13 protein-coding genes are annotated in these 17,150 nt (G+C 64.1%); 7 read left to right on the forward strand and 6 right to left on the reverse strand.

All coding sequences use genetic code 11. The annotated features are described in order from the left end of the window. Positions 1–110 precede the first annotated feature (110 nt). Complete coding sequence (fepB, locus tag ABLV04_RS04630; protein ID WP_023288783.1) at positions 111–1,070, forward strand: Fe2+-enterobactin ABC transporter substrate-binding protein; 960 nt, start codon at positions 111–113, stop codon at positions 1,068–1,070. Between the two features lie 171 nt (positions 1,071–1,241). Here the strand turns inward: fepB and entS are convergent, their stop codons facing one another. Continuing rightward, positions 1,242–2,483 (reverse strand): enterobactin transporter EntS, encoded by a 1,242-nt coding sequence (gene entS / locus ABLV04_RS04635; RefSeq protein ID WP_348815409.1) that lies wholly within the window; start codon positions 2,481–2,483, stop codon positions 1,242–1,244. Between the two features lie 112 nt (positions 2,484–2,595). Here entS and fepD point away from each other — a divergent pair, with 112 nt between their 5' ends. From fepD to fepC, 3 genes are read left to right on the forward strand one after another with little or no spacing between them, the layout of a single operon-like run. Further along, the gene (fepD, locus tag ABLV04_RS04640; protein WP_348815410.1) at positions 2,596–3,603 is read left to right on the forward strand and encodes a Fe(3+)-siderophore ABC transporter permease; all 1,008 of its coding nucleotides are present in this window, start codon (positions 2,596–2,598) and stop codon (positions 3,601–3,603) included. Then, the gene (gene fepG, locus ABLV04_RS04645; RefSeq protein WP_241508611.1) at positions 3,600–4,592 is read left to right on the forward strand and encodes an iron-enterobactin ABC transporter permease; all 993 of its coding nucleotides are present in this window, start codon (positions 3,600–3,602) and stop codon (positions 4,590–4,592) included. The genes fepD and fepG overlap by 4 nt, the downstream gene beginning before the upstream one ends. Beyond that, positions 4,589–5,383, forward strand: coding sequence for an iron-enterobactin ABC transporter ATP-binding protein (gene fepC / locus ABLV04_RS04650; protein ID WP_032455067.1), 795 nt, complete (start codon positions 4,589–4,591; stop codon positions 5,381–5,383). Before fepG ends, fepC begins: the two co-directional genes overlap by 4 nt. Positions 5,384–5,447: 64 nt before the next feature. Here the strand turns inward: fepC and entF are convergent, their stop codons facing one another. Genes entF through fes form a run of 3 tightly spaced genes read right to left on the reverse strand, consistent with a single transcriptional unit; the run spans position 5,448 to position 10,779 of the window. Further along, positions 5,448–9,329: an enterobactin non-ribosomal peptide synthetase EntF gene (gene entF, locus ABLV04_RS04655; RefSeq protein ID WP_348815412.1), complete on the reverse strand. Its 3,882-nt coding sequence runs from the start codon at positions 9,327–9,329 to the stop codon at positions 5,448–5,450. Between the two features lie 10 nt (positions 9,330–9,339). Beyond that, a complete protein-coding gene (locus ABLV04_RS04660) occupies positions 9,340–9,543 on the reverse strand; it encodes an MbtH family NRPS accessory protein (protein ID WP_032455062.1) in 204 nt (67 codons plus the stop codon). Between the two features lie 27 nt (positions 9,544–9,570). Further along, positions 9,571–10,779 carry an enterochelin esterase gene (fes, locus tag ABLV04_RS04665; protein WP_152842419.1) on the reverse strand — a complete coding sequence of 403 codons (1,209 nt, stop codon included), beginning with the start codon at positions 10,777–10,779 and terminating at the stop codon, positions 9,571–9,573. 259 nt (positions 10,780–11,038) lie between these two features. Between fes and fepA the strand changes: the two genes are divergently transcribed. Together fepA and entD are read left to right on the forward strand one after the other, a co-directional pair. Next, positions 11,039–13,267, forward strand: coding sequence for a siderophore enterobactin receptor FepA (gene fepA / locus ABLV04_RS04670; RefSeq protein ID WP_048296999.1), 2,229 nt, complete (start codon positions 11,039–11,041; stop codon positions 13,265–13,267). A 66-nt stretch (positions 13,268–13,333) separates the two neighbouring features. After that, entirely contained in the window at positions 13,334–13,963 is a 630-nt protein-coding gene (gene entD, locus ABLV04_RS04675) for an enterobactin synthase subunit EntD (protein ID WP_178945109.1), read from the forward strand. Positions 13,964–13,997: 34 nt separating this feature from the next. On the opposite strand, the gene ABLV04_RS04680 is transcribed toward entD, so the two are convergent. Next, the gene (locus ABLV04_RS04680; RefSeq protein ID WP_032455057.1) at positions 13,998–14,933 is read right to left on the reverse strand and encodes a transketolase C-terminal domain-containing protein; all 936 of its coding nucleotides are present in this window, start codon (positions 14,931–14,933) and stop codon (positions 13,998–14,000) included. Continuing rightward, the gene (locus tag ABLV04_RS04685) at positions 14,926–15,756 is read right to left on the reverse strand and encodes a transketolase (RefSeq protein ID WP_032455056.1); all 831 of its coding nucleotides are present in this window, start codon (positions 15,754–15,756) and stop codon (positions 14,926–14,928) included. Before ABLV04_RS04685 ends, ABLV04_RS04680 begins: the two co-directional genes overlap by 8 nt. A gap of 382 nt (positions 15,757–16,138) precedes the next feature. Here ABLV04_RS04685 and ABLV04_RS04690 point away from each other — a divergent pair, with 382 nt between their 5' ends. Next, positions 16,139–17,089, forward strand: coding sequence for a sugar-binding transcriptional regulator (locus ABLV04_RS04690; protein WP_002893602.1), 951 nt, complete (start codon positions 16,139–16,141; stop codon positions 17,087–17,089). Positions 17,090–17,150 lie beyond the last annotated feature (61 nt).

Consider the following 17,150-nt stretch of genomic DNA (forward strand, 5'->3'; position numbering starts at 1 on the left):
CGTCATGTCAACCGCGTTACGTCATCGCGCTGCCACTTTGGCTTGCATCCTGTCGGCGCAAAGTTGAAAATGAGACGCATTTATTACCCTTCAAATCAGGATGCGATGACGTGAACTTCTCTTCTTTTTACCGCCGCGGCGCGCTGGCCGGGATGCTGTTGTTTTTAGGAATTACCTCAGCCCAGGCGGCGGACTGGCCGCGCCAGGTCACCGACAGCTACGGGACGCACACCCTGCCGAGCCAGCCGCTGCGCATTGTCTCCACCAGCGTGACCCTCACCGGCTCGCTGCTGGCGATCGACGCCCCGGTGGTCGCCAGCGGCGCCACCACCCCGAACAATCGCGTGGCCGATAGCCAGGGCTTTCTGCGCCAGTGGAGTGAGGTCGCCAGAGCCCGCAAGCTGGCGCGGCTGTACATCGGCGAACCGAGCGCGGAAGCGGTGGCCGCCCAGATGCCGGATCTGATCCTGGTGAGCGCCACCGGCGGCGACTCCGCCCTGCCGCTGTACGATCAGCTCAAAACGATCGCCCCGACGCTGGTCATCAACTATGACGATAAAAGCTGGCAAACGCTGCTTACCCAGTTGGGGCAGATCACCGGCCATGAGCAGCAGGCCAGCGCGCGCATCGCCGACTTCAATAAACAGCTCGTTTCGTTAAAAGAAAAAATGAAGCTGCCGCCGCAGCCGGTCACCGCCCTCGTCTACACCGCCGCCGCGCACAGCGCCAATATCTGGACGCCGGAATCGGCCCAGGGGCAGATGCTCGAACAGCTGGGCTTTAGCCTGGCGACGCTGCCGGGCGGCCTGCCCGCCAGCCATAGTCAGGGCAAACGCCACGATATCGTGCAGCTGGGCGGGGAGAACCTGGCCGCCGGTCTGAACGGCCAGAGCCTGTTCCTGTTCGCCGGCGACCAGAAAGATGTCGATGCCATTTACGCCAACCCGCTGCTGGCGCATCTCCCGGCGGTCGAAGGCAAACGCGTTTACCCGCTGGGCACCGAGACCTTCCGTCTTGACTACTACAGCGCCCTGCTGGTGCTCCAGCGTCTCTCCAGCCTGTTCGGCTAACGCGGGCCGTGCCATCGGGACGGGTACGCGGCCTGAACGCTTTGCCGGGCGGCGCGGCCTGAACACCTTGCCGGGCGGCGCTACGCTTGCACCGGCCTACAATGCTTGCGCCCTCCAGGCCAGACCCCAGGCCCGGTAAGGCGCAGCCGCCACCGGGCAATCGCACCGTACTCAGCTTTCGTTGACTATTTCCGGGCGCTGGAAACGGCGCAGCTCGCGTAGCAGCCCCACCAGCAGCACGCCGACGAGGGCCAGCGCCCAGCCGCTGGCGCTGGCGGAAGCGACCGGCGTCATCACCGCCCCTAACCCGCCGAGCAGCGCCGCGCCGATGGCGTCGCCGGTAACGTTCTGCGCGTTCCACAGACCGTTAATTCGCCCGAGCATATGTTCCGGCGTCTGGGTCTGGATCAGGGTGTACTGCAGCAGCGAGCTAATAGCGCTCAGCCAGCCAAACAGCGCCAGGCACAGCGCGCCCAACGCCCAGTGCGGCATCAGGCTGAACAGCGCAATGGCGACAAAGGAGCACACCGTCGTCGCCAGCATCAGCGCGCCCGGCCGCACGGTCTGGGCCAGCTGGCCGCTGGTCAACGCCCCCAGCGCCGCGCCGAGCGGAATCGCGGCGTACAGCAGGCCAATCTGCCCGGCCGACATCTGCCAGCTCCCGGCCAGCGCCGGATAGAGCACCCGCACCGCGCTGGCCATGGTCAGCAGGCCGCCGAGCAGCGCAATCCCGCCGATAAGCGGACTCTGGCAGAGAAAGGTCAGCCCCGCCAGCAGGGAACGCAGCGGATGCTCGCGCGGCTGCGGAGGCGGCGGCAGCTGTGGCAGACGCAGCAGGGTTAAGGTGGTGATAAAGGTCCCCGCCGCCGCCAGGCCGAAATTCCAGGCCACGCCGCCGGAGGCCAGCAGCAGGCCGCCGATCATCGGCGAAATCACCGAGCCCAGGCGCACCGTGAGCATAGTGATGGCCCCGGCCTGCATCAGATTTTCCCGCCCCACCAGCGCCGGCGTCGCCGCCAGCAGCGCGGTCACCCCCAACGAGGCGAAGAACCCATCCCAGATCCCCAGCAGGTAGATCGCCGCCAGCGACGGCTCCGGCAGCAGGGCGTTCAGACACAGGCCGACAAAGCCCACGCCGCAGGTGCCGCGCGCCAGCAGGATCAGGCGTTTGCGCTCATAGCGGTCGGCCAGTACCCCCCCCACCATCAGGCCAATAAACATCGACGCGCCGGTCAGCGTCACCGACAACCCGACCTGCCAGGTCGAATGGGTCATCATCTGGATCTGCACCGGGATGGCCACGCCCAGCAGGCCAAGCGACAGAATAGAGATAAAGCGAGCGATAAAAACGGCGCGAAACGCCGGGTGAGTTTTCAGCAGGCTGAGGTTGAGCAGCCAGGATTGTCGGTTCATTACAGCGCCTTGTCGTTATTTTTAATACCCTTTTTACTGTGGGTCATGCTACCATAGCTGAATAAAATCGATAACGATAATTACTATCATTATCATATCAGGGATGTCAGTTATGTCGTTTTCTACGACCGCGGTACGCTCTGTCGCCGTGCCCGGATTGTTGCTGTTACTCGCCTTAGCCGCCGCGCTTAGCCTGACCATCGGCGCCAAATCGTTGCCGATCGGCACGGTATTCACCGCCTTTAGCGGAACCTGTCAAAGCGCCGACTGCACCATCGTGCTGGACGCGCGCCTGCCGCGCACCCTGGCCGGTCTGCTGGCCGGCCTCGCCCTCGGCCTCGCCGGCGCGCTGATGCAAACGCTCACCCGTAACCCGCTGGCCGACCCCGGCCTGCTGGGGGTCAACTCCGGCGCCAGCTTCGCCATCGTCCTCGGCGCGGCGCTGTTCGGGATCACCTCCCCGCAGGAACAGCTGCTGCTGGCGTTTTGCGGTGCGCTCTGCGCCTCGCTGCTGGTGGCCTTCACCGGCAGTCAGGGCGGCGGCCAGCTGAGCCCGGTGCGCCTCACCCTCGCCGGGGTCGCCCTCGCGGCGGTACTGGAGGGGCTGTCCAACGGCATCGCCCTGCTCAACCCGGACGTCTACGATCAGCTGCGCTTCTGGCAGGCCGGTTCGCTGGATATCCGCACCCTGCAAACCCTGAAAATTGTCCTGCTGCCGGTGGCGATGGCGGGGATCGCCGCCCTGCTGCTGAGCCGGGCGCTTAACAGCCTGAGCCTCGGCAACGATACCGCCACCGCCCTCGGCAGCCGCGTCGCCCGCACCCAGCTGCTCGGCCTGATTGTGATTACCGTCCTGTGCGGCAGCGCTACCGCCGTGGTTGGCCCGATCGCCTTTATCGGCCTGATGATGCCGCATATGGCCCGCTGGCTGGTGGGGGCCGATCATCGCTGGTCGCTGCCGGTCACCCTGCTGGCCACCCCGGCCCTGCTGCTGTTTGCCGACGTGATTGGCCGCCTGCTGGTGCCCGGCGAACTGCGGGTATCGGTGGTGAGCGCCTTTCTCGGCGCGCCGGTGCTGATCTGGCTGGTGCGGCGCCAGCCGCGCGGAGGTGGCCTGTGATTGCCCCGTCCCGCCGCCTGATAGCCAGCTGTCTGCTGCTGTTGGCCGCCAGCCTGTTGATTTCCCTGCTCGGGCTGGCGCAAGGCCCGGTGCCGCTAACGATTGACCAGGTCTTCTCCGCCCTGTTCGGCGACGCGCCGCGCAACGTCGCGATGGTGGTGAACGAATGGCGGCTGCCGCGGGTGTTAATGGCGCTGCTCATCGGCGCCGCGCTCGGCGTCAGCGGCGCCATTTTCCAGTCGCTGACCCGTAACCCGCTCGGCAGCCCGGACGTGATGGGCTTTAATACCGGCGCCTGGAGCGGCGTGCTGGTGGCGATGGTTCTCTTCGGCCAGAACCTGACGGCGATTGCCCTGGCGGCGATGGCCGGCGGGGTACTCACCTCGCTGGTGGTCTGGCTGCTGGCCTGGCGCAACGGGATCGAGACCTTTCGCCTGATTATTATCGGCATCGGCGTACGCGCCATGCTGGTGGCCTTCAACACCTGGCTGCTGCTGCGCGCCTCGCTGGAGACCGCCCTTTCTGCGGGCCTGTGGAACGCCGGATCGCTTAACGGCCTGACCTGGGGTAAAACCTGGCCGTCGGCGCCGCTGATCCTGCTGATGCTGGTGAGCAGCGCCCTGCTGGTTCGTCGGATGCGGCTGCTGGAGATGGGCGACGATACCGCCTGCGCGCTGGGCGTGCAGGTTGAGCGTTCGCGCCTGCTGCTGATGCTGGTGGCGGTGGTGCTCACCGCCGCCTCGACGGCGCTGGCCGGGCCCATCTCATTTATTGCGCTGGTGGCGCCGCACATCGCCCGCCGCCTGAGCGGCACGGCCCGCTGGGGATTGACCCAGTCGGCCCTGTGCGGCGCGCTGCTGCTGGCGCTGGCCGATTACGGCGCCCAGCGGCTGTTTATGCCCTGGCAGCTGCCGGTGGGCGTACTAACCGTCAGCCTCGGCGGTATTTACCTTATTGCATTGTTGATTCAGGAGTCCCGCAAAAAATGAGTGCTGTCCCCTCCCGTTTGCGCGGCGAGCAGTTAACCCTGGCCTACGGGAACAAGACCATCGCCGAGTCGCTGAACGTGACCATCCCTGACGGCCACTTCACCGCCATTATCGGCCCCAACGGCTGCGGCAAGTCGACGCTGCTGCGCACCCTCAGCCGTCTGATGACGCCGGCCAGCGGCCATGTCTGGCTCGACGGCGCGCAGATCCAGCAGTACGCCAGTAAAGAGGTTGCCCGCCGCATCGGGCTGCTGGCGCAGAATGCCACCACCCCTGGCGATATCACGGTGCAGGAGCTGGTGGCCCGCGGGCGCTACCCGCACCAGCCGCTGTTTACCCGCTGGCGCAAAGAAGATGAAGCGGCGGTGAATAATGCGATGCGGGCCACCGGGATCAGCGACCTGGCACTGCAGAGCGTCGATACGCTTTCCGGCGGCCAGCGGCAGCGGGCGTGGATTGCGATGGTGCTGGCCCAGGAGACGGCGATTATGCTGCTGGATGAGCCGACCACCTGGCTGGACATCAGCCATCAGATCGACCTGCTGGAGCTGTTGAGCGAGCTGAATCGCGAGAAGGGCTATACCCTGGCGGCGGTGCTGCACGATCTGAACCAGGCCTGCCGCTACGCCACCCACCTGATCGCCCTGCGCGACGGTAAGATCGTCGCCGAGGGGGCGCCGAAGGAGATCGTCACGGCGGATCTGATTGAACGGATTTACGGTCTGCGCTGCACGATCATTGAGGATCCGGTGGCGCATACGCCGCTGGTGGTGCCGCTGGGCCGCCGGTAACTTCCCCTTTCCCCGGCTTGCGCGACGCTGAGCCGGGCTACCTGCTGTAGCCCGAACTCAACCGTTATCCCAGAATCTCCCTGACCACCGGGCCGATGGCTTCAAAGGCCTGCGGGGAGATAATGTCGACGTGGGCGCAGTTCTGGCTGAACACCTCCAGCTCGCCCACCCACGGGCCCCATACGACCTGCGGATCCATCCCCGCCTGCCGCGTCTTCTCCGCCACGAACAGCGTCGCCTTGCCGTCAAACTTCGCGCTGTGCGCGGTGGTTAACAGCCGCACCGCGTCGGCATAGTTGCCTTCGATGGCGCTGAACAGCTCGCCGGAGGCTTGCCCCTGCTGGGCGGCGAGGAACGCTTCGCGCTCGCGGGCAATTTCCGCCAGCACCGCCGGATCCAGCCCGTTCGCCTCTTTCTCCGCCCAGTTTTGCGTCTCCGGCGGCCAGGTATCCAGCAGGCCGAGGAAGGCCACCGCTTCGCCGCGCTGGCGCAAGCGGGCGGCAATGCCCTGGGCTAAGGTGCCGCCGAGCGAATAACCGAACAGATAATAAGGACCGTGCGGCTGCTGCGCCAACAGCGTTTGCAGATGATGCTCGCACACCTCGTCGAGGCTGGCGGCGCCGGCCATCGGCCCCTGCGGGCGGGGCGACTGAATACCGGTAATCGACCAGCGCGGGCTGAGATAGCGCGCGAGCACGCTGAACTGCCAGGCGAAGCCGGAGGCCGGATGGAAACAGAACAGCGTTGGGCCGTCGCTCTCGCGCAGCGGCAGAAGCGCATCCAGCCCCAGGCGCTGAGCCTGCTCATCGCTGAGATCGGCGGCCAGCAGCGCGCTCAGTTTGCCCACCGTCGAGGCCACCATCACCTGCCCCGGGGTCACCTGCCGCGCCAGCTGGCGGCTGAGCTGCGCCGCCAGGCGCATCGCCAGCAGCGAATGGCCGCCGAGGGCGAAGAAATCGGCGTCGATATCATTCACCTCGCAGCCCAGAAGCTGACTGAAGGCGGCGGCGACAACGGTTTCCATCCCGGGCTCCGGCGGCCGGCCGCTGCGCTCGCCGCCGAGGGTCGGCAGCGGCAGCGCTTTGCGGTCCAGTTTGCCATTGGCGCTGAGCGGCAGGTCGGGGAGCTGCATCAGCACCACCGGGACCATATGCGGCGGCAGCTGTTCCGCCAGCCGCGCTTTCAGCGCCGCGGTATCCAGCGGCAGGCCGGAGTCAGAGACCAGATAGCCCACCAGCTGACGGGCATCGCCGCCGGTCGCCGCCGCCTGGTTAAAGACGCAGGCGTGACTCACCGCCTGCGCCACGTCCGGCAGGGCCGACATCACCCGGTCAATCTCGCCAAGCTCGATGCGCTGCCCGCGGATCTTCAGCTGATCGTCGCTGCGGCCAAGATACTCCACCGCGCCGTTCGCCAGCCAGCGCGCCACGTCGCCGGTGCGATACATCCGCTCGCCGGGGGCAAACGGATCGGCGATAAAGCGGCTGGCGGTGAGGTCCGGACGCCCCAGATAGCCCTGCGCCAGCTGAATGCCGGTGAGATAGAGATCCCCGGCCACCCCCGGCGGCACCGGGCGCATCGCGGCATCGAGAATGCGCAGCCCGGTGTTCCATACCGGCCAGCCAATCGGCACGCTGCTGCCGGTCACCGCCGCCAGCTCAGGCCCGCAGGCCGGATACCAGCTGACGTCCACCGCCGCTTCCGTCGGGCCGTACAGGTTATGCAGCGGCGCGCCGGTCAAGCGCTCCCATTCGCGGCACAATTCCGTCGGCAGCGCTTCGCCGCTGCAGAATACCCGCCGCAGCGTGCGGCAGGCGGCCACGCTGTCGGCATCCAGCGAGGCGACAAACGCCGCCAGCATCGACGGCACAAAGTGGGTGGTGGTCACGCCGTAGTGGGCGAAGAACTGCTGCATCGCCTGCGGGTCGCGGTGCGCCTCCGGCTCGGCCATCACCAGCTGCGCGCCGGCGATAAACGGCCACCAGAACTCCCACACCGACACGTCGAAACTGCACGGCGTTTTCTGCGCCACCACGTCGTCGGCAGATAACGGATAACGATCCTGCATCCACAGCAGGCGGTTGACGATGGCGGTCTGGCCGACCATCACCCCTTTTGGCCGCCCGGTGGAGCCAGAGGTAAAGATGATATAGGCGGTATGCTCCGGTTTTGACAGCGCCAGCGGCGCGTCATCCGCAACGGCCAGCGGCTGCTGGTAGCAGAGGCTCTCCAGCCCGGGGATATCGCTGAAGCGGTCCAGCTGATCCTCCGTGGCGATCAGCAGCGACGGCCGGGCGTCTTCCAGCATCATCCGCAGGCGGTCGTCCGGGTAGCCAGTGTCCAGCGGCAGCCAGGCGGCTCCCGCCTCGACAATGCCGTGCAGCGCCAGGGTCAGGAACACCGATCGCGGCAGGGCCACCGCCACGCTGTCGCCCGGCTTCACGCCGCGCTGACGCAGCAGCTGCGCGAGCGCCACCACCTGCTGACGCATCTCACGATAGCTGAACTGCCAGTTAGCATCCGCCAGCGCCGGAGCATCCGGGGTCTTCCGCGCCTGGTCGGCCACCAGCGCGCTGAGGGTGGTGGCGGGCAGCGGCATAGCGGTATCGTTGACCGCCGCCAGCCGGGCCTGCTCGTCGGCGGAGAGCATCTCCGCTTCGCCGCAGCGTAGCGTCGGATCGGCGGCAAACTGCGCCAGCAGCGCGGTCAGTCGCGCCATGTGGCGACGCAGCTCGGCTTCATCGTACCGGGCCTTGTTAGCGAGGAGCTCCAGCGACAGCCCGCCGGTCTCATCCGGGAACAGCGCCAGCTCGAGATCGTTGACCGGGCCTGTGGCGAGGGTGTGGGTCACCGCCTCGACGCCGTCGATATCCACCTGGTAATCAAAGACTTTGACGTTCAGCACCGGGCCGAACAGCGGTTCGTCCCCGGCCGCTTTGCCGCTGTCGCGGACGATCTGCTCGGCGTCATAGCGCTGATGGCGGCGCATCTTTTTCAGCTGCGCGGCGAGGCGCATCGCCAGGTCCGCCAGCGTCTCCTGGGCGTAAATATGCACCGCCAGAGGCAGGACGTTGAGCACCGGCCCCGTCGAGGTCAGCGCCGCTGAGCCCATCCGGCGCATAAAGATAAAGCCCGCCGCGTAGTCCATCCGGTTGCACAGGCGGCCCAGCCACAGCGTGGTGAGCGCCAGCGCCAGGTCAGCGGGCTGACACTGCGGCGCATGGCCGGCCAGGCGGCGGAAGGCGTCGGCGTTCATCGCCAGCTTCATCCGCCAGATATCGCTCCCGGCGGCGCGCCCGCCCAGCGGGGCGGCAGAGAGCGAGGCGGGAGCCGGTAACGCCTGGCGCTGGGCCTGCCAGAAGGCTTTATCCCGCTGCCAGGCCTCGCTGCCGGCGTAGCGCTGGTACTCGTCCACCACTTCGGCAAAGGGGGTGAAAGGCGATTCCGGGGTGGCTTCTCCACGCTGCCAGGCGCGGTAAATGGCTGCGATCTGTCGGGTAATCGCCGGGAAACTGAAGCCATCCACCAGCAAGTGGTGATAGCGCTGATACCAGTACCAGCGGTCGTCGCCGACGCGCAGCAGCTGATGGCACACCAGCGGGTTGCCGCCATCGACGCGCAGATCCTGCGCCAGATCCGCCTGCATCCGCTCCGTGGCGGCGCTGTGCGGATCCGGCGCCGTACGCAGGTCAACGATCGGCGGTTCGCCAAAGGTGCGTTCCGCCGCCAGCCACTGCCAGACTTCCCCTTCCTCTTCCTCAAAGCGCAGGCTGAGGGTATCCGCCTGCTGCAGCCCGGCGACAATCGCCTTACCCAGCAGCGCCGGGTCGAGCGCGCCGCGCAGTTCAACATAGTGGGCCACGCTCCAGGCGCCAGGCAGAGTGGAGAGGCGCTCGGCCATCCAGATCCCCGGCTGCGCGGCAACCAGCGGTAAACGAGTGGTCATGGTCAGCTCCTTATGCCGCATGATGGGCGGGGGTCAGTGTCGGCCAGTTGGCCGCCAGCCAGGCGTTGCACGCCTCGACCGACTGCGGAGGGCACACCACCGTCCAGCCGGCAGGCAGCGCGCAATGCCCCGGCCACAGGCTGAACTGCCGCTGGTCATTGCGCAGAATGTAAAACTGCCCTTGCGGATTGTCGAAGGGGTTACTGAATTGCATATCAAACTCCTGTCGTAAAGCGCTGTGCTAAGGGGGCGATAGCAGAGGCTGCCAGAGCTGAATCAGCCCCGCCGTCAGCCCGCCGCGCCAGCAAAGCGCATCATGCCCGCCGTCAACCTGACGCCAGAAAATCGTCTGCTGCGTTGTGGTGAGTTGCGCCAGCAGCGCCTGGTTGGCGCGAAAAATAATCGGTTCACGCTGGCCCGCTTCCAGCCAGATGCGCAGCCCGGCCGCGGACGCCTCGCCCTGGCGGAGACGTTCGCCGATAAAGCCCGTCCCGCTGCCATCGCGATGCGGCCACCAGTAGGAGCCTGACTGGCTGAGCACGCAGCCAAAGCGCTGCGGCCAGTTGAGGGCGGCGAACATTGCCGCCAGGCCGCCGAAGCTTTGCCCGGCCACCACCGTCCGCTCCGGGCGGTCGCTGAACGGGACGTGACCGCGGACCAGCGGCAGGAGCTCCTCCTGCACCGCCAGCCAGAAATCGCGATGACAGGGCAGCTCAACCCCGCGGCGCTGGTTGTCGATCGCGTCGATCAGCAGGTAGACCGCCGGCGGCAGCCTCCCCTCGCGGGTCAGCGCGGCCAGCGGCGACCACACCGGCATGCTTTCGGCCCAGAACTGGCCGTCAAGCAGGATCGCCAGGGGCCGCGTTTGCTGGTCGACGGCCTCGCCGGGGGTGTAGATCCAGACCCGGCGATGGTTGCCCAGACGCGCGCTGCGCCACTCAAGGCAACGGGCGGGAGGATGCGCCTCATTAAGCAGATCCCAGCCGGGTTGCGCCGGCGCCTGCGGCATCTCCAGGGCGGAGACGCCATGGCCGCGTCCGCCCCGCCAGCTGTGCGGGTTCAGCGGATCGGCTATCGCCCGCGGCAGCAGTTTGCGCCAGCCTTCGCGCAGCAGCGCGCGGTCCGGCTTATCGGCGCTGAACACCTCAGGGGAAAAATCATCGTCACGGTCGGAGGGAATAAAGCAGTAGCTGCCGCGCCAGGTCGGCGACAGCGTGGTTCGCCAGCACCAGGCGTCGGTCCCGGGCAGACGTTGCAGCGATTGCGGCCGCGCATTTTGATGGTGGTCGGTCACGCCGGTGATATAGAGCCATACCCGACGGCGCGGAGAACGCGTTTCATCCCCCGCCGGATCCCGCCACCAGAACGTCACCTCGATGGCGTCATCCACCGCCCGGGACTGCGGTCCCTGCAGGGTTCGCCACCACTCCTCGCTTCCTGTCGTTAACATTCAGTCATTAACCCTATGTATCGCGTGACTTTTTTAATTAATTGTCATTCTTTATTGATAATATTATTGATAACTATTTGCATTTGCAATAGCGTATTAGCGCGCCGTGGGAAGCGCGTCTTTCACAACACATGTCGAAGAGAGCTTATTCAGCTAGCGACGGAGTGCCTTTGCCCTCTTCCGGCAACATTTATGCCGCCTCCCCTCCCGGTGGGAAGGGGCGTTTGGGGAACGTGGCGACAAAAAAGCAGGAATAACAATGAATAACAGGATCAAATCCCTGGCCTTGCTGGTCAATCTGGGAATTTACGGGGTTGCTTTTCCGTTAAGCGCAGCGGAAACCGCCACCGACGATAAAAACAGCGCCGCGGAAGAGACCATGGTGGTCACCGCCGCCGAGCAGAACCTGCAGGCGCCGGGCGTCTCCACCATCACCGCCGATGAGATCCGCAAACGTCCGCCGGCGCGCGACGTCTCGGAGATCATTCGCACCATGCCGGGGGTCAACCTGACCGGCAACTCCACCAGCGGCCAGCGCGGGAATAACCGCCAGATTGATATCCGCGGCATGGGCCCGGAAAACACCCTGATCCTGATCGACGGCAAGCCGGTCACCAGCCGCAACTCTGTGCGTCTCGGCTGGCGCGGCGAGCGCGACACCCGCGGCGACACCAGCTGGGTGCCGCCGGAGATGATCGAACGCATCGAAGTGATTCGCGGCCCGGCCGCCGCCCGCTACGGCAACGGCGCCGCCGGCGGGGTGGTGAATATCATCACTAAAAAAACCGGCGATGAGTGGCACGGCTCCTGGAACACCTATATGAACGCCCCGGAGCACAAAGACGAAGGCTCCACCAAGCGCACCAACTTCAGCCTCAGCGGCCCGCTGGGCGGTGATTTCAGCTTCCGCCTGTTCGGTAACCTCGACAAAACCCAGGCCGACGCCTGGGACATCAACCAGGGCCATCAGTCCGAACGTACCGGGATCTATGCCGACACCCTGCCGGCCGGGCGCGAAGGGGTAAAAAATAAAAACATCGATGGTCTGGTGCGCTGGGAATTCGCGCCGATGCAGTCGCTGGAGTTTGAGGCCGGCTACAGCCGCCAGGGCAACCTCTACGCAGGCGACACCCAGAACACCAACTCCAACGACCTGGTAAAAGAGAACTACGGCAAAGAGACCAACCGTCTGTACCGCAACACCTACTCGGTCACCTGGAACGGCGCCTGGGACAACGGGGTGACCACCAGCAACTGGGCGCAGTACGAACGTACCCGCAACTCACGCAAAGGCGAAGGACTGGCCGGGGGGACCGAGGGGATCTTCAACAGCAACCAGTTCACGGATATCGATCTGGCGGATGTGATGCTGCACAGCGAAGTCAGCATCCCGTTCGACTATCTGGTTAATCAGAACCTGACGCTGGGCAGCGAGTGGAACCAGCAGCGCATGAAGGATAAGGCCTCCAACACCCAGGCGCTGTCGGGGGGAGAAATTCCGGGCTACGACAGCACCGGCCGCAGCCCGTACTCGAAGGCGGAGATCTTCTCCCTGTTCGCTGAGAACAACATGGAGCTGACCGACACCACCATGCTGACCCCGGCGCTGCGTTTCGATCATCACAGCATCGTCGGCAACAACTGGAGCCCGTCCCTCAATCTGTCTCAGGGCCTGTGGGACGACTTCACGCTGAAGATGGGTATTGCCCGTGCCTATAAAGCGCCGAGCCTGTATCAGACCAACCCGAACTACATTCTCTACAGCAAAGGCCAGGGCTGCTACGCCAGTAAAGACGGCTGCTATCTGCAGGGGAATGAAGATTTAAAAGCCGAGACCAGCATCAACAAAGAGATTGGCCTCGAGTTTAAACGCGACGGCTGGCTGGCGGGCGTGACCTGGTTCCGCAACGATTACCGCAACAAGATTGAAGCTGGCTATGCTCCGGTCTATCAAAACGGTAAAGGTACCGATCTCTACCAGTGGGAAAACGTGCCGAAAGCGGTGGTGGAAGGCCTGGAAGGTACGCTGAACGTCCCGGTGAGCGAGACCGTGAACTGGACCAACAACATCACCTACATGCTGCAGAGTAAGAATAAAGAGACCGGCGATCGGCTGTCGATTATCCCGGAATACACGCTGAACTCCACGCTGAGCTGGCAGGTACGCGATGACGTTTCGCTGCAGTCGACCTTTACCTGGTACGGCAAACAGGAGCCGAAGAAGTACAACTATAAGGGTCAACCGGTCACCGGCAGCGAGAAGAACGAGGTCAGCCCCTACAGCATCCTCGGCCTGAGCGCGACCTGGGACGTGACCAAATACGTTAGTCTTACCGGCGGCGTGGATAACGTCTTCGACAAGCGCCACTGGCGCGCGGGCAACGCCCAGACCACCGGGGGCGCCACCGGCACGATGTACGGCGCCGGCGCCGAGACCTACAACGAATCGGGCCGCACCTGGTATATGAGCGTCAACACCCACTTCTGATAGCGGGTTCTCCCTCCCCCGCCCTTGCAGGATAAAGGGCGGGGACAACCGCGGTATACTTGCCTTATGCGCATTCTTCACTCCACCCTGCCGCTGGCCGGCTATCGCTTGCAGCACGTCGACTTCGACCCGGCGACTTTTCAGGCTGCCGATCTGTTGTGGTTGCCCTATCACGCCAGCCTGAGCGGCTGGAGCAGCAAGCGGCAGGCGGAGCACCTGGCCGGGCGCATCGCCGCGGTGTACGCCCTGCGCGAGGTGGGAGAAAAACAGCCTCCCGCGATTGGCGAGCGGCGCCAGCCGCTGTGGCCCGCGCCCTGGTTTGGTAGTATCAGCCACTGCGGCCAGCGCGCGCTGGCGGTGGTCGCTGACCGGCCGGTGGGCGTCGACATCGAGCGCCGGTTTACTCCACAGCTGGCGGCGGAGCTGGAGAGCAGCATTATCAACGAGGCGGAAAAAAAGGTGCTATTGCACAGCGGCCTGCCTTTCCCGCTGGCGCTGACGCTGGCCTTTTCGGCGAAAGAGAGTGGGTTTAAGGCGACGCCGACAGCAGGCCAGCGCGCGCTGGGGTTCACCGATTTTCAGATCGTGGAAATAACGGCAAGCACCTTAGCGCTTCGGTTTGCGGGGCAACGCTATCCGCTGTACTGGACAGCGTCGGAGGAGCAGGTCGTCACGTTTTGCGCATTGCAGCAGTAAACGCCCGCGCTTCACGCGACGGGCGTTCAGACCATCAGCCCCTGTTTTGCACCCGGGCGACGATGGCGGCGGCATCAAACCCGTGATGTTGGCGCATCCAGCCGCGATCGGCGGCGGCGGCGTACTCCCCGTCCGGGATCCCCAACCGCTGCAGGGCAATGCCCACGCCCGCTTCCGCCAGCACCTCGGCCACCAGGCTGCCCAGCCCGCCGTTGACGTTATGCTCTTCGACGGTGATCACCGCTTTGCACGGCTTCAGCGCCGCCAGCAGCGCGGCGGTATCGCAGGGGCGGATCGACGGCACGCTGACCACTTTCGCCTGAACGCCGAGGTCGGCAAGCTGCTGCGCCGCCTCCACTACCTCATGCACTGTCGAACCGGTCGCCACCAGTGCGACGTCCTCGCCTTCGCGCAGAGTCAGCACGGCGCCGGGTACAAAGCGATACGACTCGTCAAGCAGCTCCGGCAGCGCCTTACCATCGAGGCGAATATAGACCGGCCCCTGATAAGCAAGGGCATAGTCGATAATCTGCCGACATTCGCGCGGCGTGGAGGGGGCGAAGATCTGGATATTGCCGAAGCCGCGCATCACCGCCAGATCGTCAATCGCATGGTGGGTGCTGGCCAGCGGACCGTAGCTGGCCCCGGCGTTAAGGCCAAACAGCTTCACGTTGGTGTTGTTGTAACAGACATCCACTTTGATTTGCTCATTGGCCCGCGAAATAAGAAACGGCGCGGCGTTACAGGTCACCGCCACTTTGCCGCCCAGCGCCAGACCGGCGGCGGTGCCGACCATACTCTGCTCAGCGATGCCGACGTTCACCAGCCGGCCGGGAAATTGCTTAATAAAGGGGGCGATTTTGGCCGTCGACGTGGAGTCGGCCACCACCGGCACCAGATCGACACCGCTTTCCACGGCGGCGATAAAGGCCTCGACCATGACGTTAGCCAGGTGTTCTGCATTACTCATCTTTCAGTTCCTCCAGTGCCAGAGCGATCTCTTCACCTTTCGGCACCCGGTGGTGCCACTCCGGGCGCCCTTGGATAAAGGAGATCCCCGCGCCTTTCGTGGTGTTGGCAATAATGACGTTTGGTTTACCCTTCTGCTGCAGCCCCTCGATGGCCGCGACCACCGAGGCCATATCGTTACCCTGGCATTCGCTGACCTCCATGCCGAAGGCGCGCCATTTGTCGGCCAGCGGATCGGTATTCATGATTTCGCGCGTCGGCCCGGCCAGCTGGAGGTTGTTCTTATCATTAATAATGACCAGGTTATCCAGCCCGTAGTGCGCCGCCGCCAGGGCGGCTTCCCAGTTACTGCCTTCCGCCAGTTCGCCATCGCCGGTGATCAAAAAAATGCGGCGGGTGCTGTTGCTTTTCTTCGCGGCCAGCGCCAGCCCCACCGCAACAGGCAAACCGTGGCCCAGCGCGCCGGTGTTCAGCTCAATACCCGGCGTTTTCTGCCGCACCGGGTGGCCAGGGAGATGGGAATTGGCATGCTGGTAAGTCTCCAGCCACTCCACCGGGAAGAAGCCGGCTTCCGCCAGGACGCAGTAGTAGCAGCCCACTGCGTGGCCTTTCGACTGGATGTAGATATCGCGCTGCGGGTCGTCGAGCCGATCCGCCGCCACGTTGAGGACCCGGAAATAGAGCGCGGTTAACAGTTCGACCTGCGAAAGGTCGGCCCCGGTGTGTCCGCCGGCCGGACTATTGGCGTTTAAGCGCACAATGTGGCGCCGCACCGCGCGGGCTTTACGCTCCAGCGTCTGAATATCAAATCTGTAGGGATTCATTTCACACCTCTGAATTTATTTTCAGCATGGAATATTTATTCCAGCAAGAACTAAAAAAACCAGATATCCCTATGCCGGGTGGTAAGCCTTCTGCCACAGCGCCCTACTCAGGAACATTCTGCCTCCCGCTCCGGACTTAGCCCGGAGAAACACATTGACTTGAAATCGCCTTGAATATATATTCAATGATGATTCTTTATTCGATTATGACCTGGCTGTTTTGTTTTTGTCCATAGTCGATTTTGAGGATTGGCAAAAGTTAGACGCCTGTCACACTTAAGTGTGATTTTTTTTCGCGTATGATAGAAGCCTCTATACCCTAAATAAAATGGCTGCCGCTAAGCGCCTGAACACAGGCGATAAATGATTTTCGAGGATTAATATGGCTAAGCAGGATGAACAACGGCTATTGGTTAAGATTGCCACGCTTTACTACCTGGAAGGACGAAAGCAGTCTGATATCGCCCAACTTCTCTCGCTCTCACAGTCATTTGTCTCCCGCGCCATCACCCGCTGCCAGAAAGAGGGCGTCGTCAAAATCAGCGTCGTACAGCCGTCAAACATTTTTCTGAAGCTCGAAAAAGGGCTTGAGGATCGCTACGGTCTTAAGCAGGCGGTGGTGGTGGATACCGAAGAAGAGGCCAGCGATCACACCATTAAGCGGGCGATTGGCTCCGCCGCCGCCCACTATCTGGAAACCCGTCTGCGGCCAAAAGATCTGATTGGCGTCTCCTCCTGGAGCTCAACCATTCGCGCGATGGTCGATGAAGTTCATGCGCAGAACCTGAAGGCCAGCGGCGTGATCCAGCTGCTCGGCGGCGTCGGGCCCAACGGTAACGTGCAGGCGACGATTCTTACCCAGACCCTCGCCCAGCGCCTGAACTGCGACGCCTGGCTGCTGCCGTCGCAGAGCATTGAGGGATCCATGGAGGAGCGCAACCGGCTGCTGGCCAGCAAGGACGTCGCGGACGTGGTGTCGCGCTTTGACGAGGTGGATATCGCCATCGTCGGCATCGGCATTCTCGAACCCTCCCAACTGCTGAAAACCTCCGGGAACTACTATCACGAAGATATGCTGCAGGTGCTGGCGGCGCGCGGCGCGGTGGGCGATATCTGCCTGCACTACTACGACAAAAACGGCCATCCGGTGTTACGCGATGATGAAGATCCGGTGATCGGCATGGCGCTGGAAAAGGTCAAAAAATGCCCGAACGTCGTCGCGCTGGCCGGCGGCACTGACAAAGTCGCGGCCATCAAAGGCGCCCTCACCGGCGGCTACATTGACGTTTTAATCACCGATTATCCTACCGCCCGCATGCTGGTCAGCGACTAACCTGCCGCGCTGTTTTTCCTCTCTGCCGCCCTGACGTGCTTTTTCAACCTCAGGGCTGTCT

Origin of the sequence: Klebsiella sp. JN_Kp127, from assembly GCF_040062505.1 — a bacterium.
Taxonomy (GTDB): domain Bacteria; phylum Pseudomonadota; class Gammaproteobacteria; order Enterobacterales; family Enterobacteriaceae; genus Klebsiella; species Klebsiella quasipneumoniae.

Coding starts and splice junctions, on each gene's coding strand:
- entS (WP_348815409.1), bottom strand. CDS start 2,483: ATGAACCGACAATCCTGGCTGCTCAACCTCAGCCTGCTGAAAACTCAC.
- entD (WP_178945109.1), top strand. CDS start 13,334: ATGCGCATTCTTCACTCCACCCTGCCGCTGGCCGGCTATCGCTTGCAG.
- fepA (WP_048296999.1), top strand. CDS start 11,039: ATGAATAACAGGATCAAATCCCTGGCCTTGCTGGTCAATCTGGGAATT.
- fepD (WP_348815410.1), top strand. CDS start 2,596: ATGTCGTTTTCTACGACCGCGGTACGCTCTGTCGCCGTGCCCGGATTG.
- ABLV04_RS04690 (WP_002893602.1), top strand. CDS start 16,139: ATGGCTAAGCAGGATGAACAACGGCTATTGGTTAAGATTGCCACGCTT.
- fepC (WP_032455067.1), top strand. CDS start 4,589: ATGAGTGCTGTCCCCTCCCGTTTGCGCGGCGAGCAGTTAACCCTGGCC.
- entF (WP_348815412.1), bottom strand. CDS start 9,329: ATGACCACTCGTTTACCGCTGGTTGCCGCGCAGCCGGGGATCTGGATG.
- ABLV04_RS04685 (WP_032455056.1), bottom strand. CDS start 15,756: ATGAATCCCTACAGATTTGATATTCAGACGCTGGAGCGTAAAGCCCGC.
- ABLV04_RS04680 (WP_032455057.1), bottom strand. CDS start 14,933: ATGAGTAATGCAGAACACCTGGCTAACGTCATGGTCGAGGCCTTTATC.
- fes (WP_152842419.1), bottom strand. CDS start 10,779: ATGTTAACGACAGGAAGCGAGGAGTGGTGGCGAACCCTGCAGGGACCG.
- ABLV04_RS04660 (WP_032455062.1), bottom strand. CDS start 9,543: ATGCAATTCAGTAACCCCTTCGACAATCCGCAAGGGCAGTTTTACATT.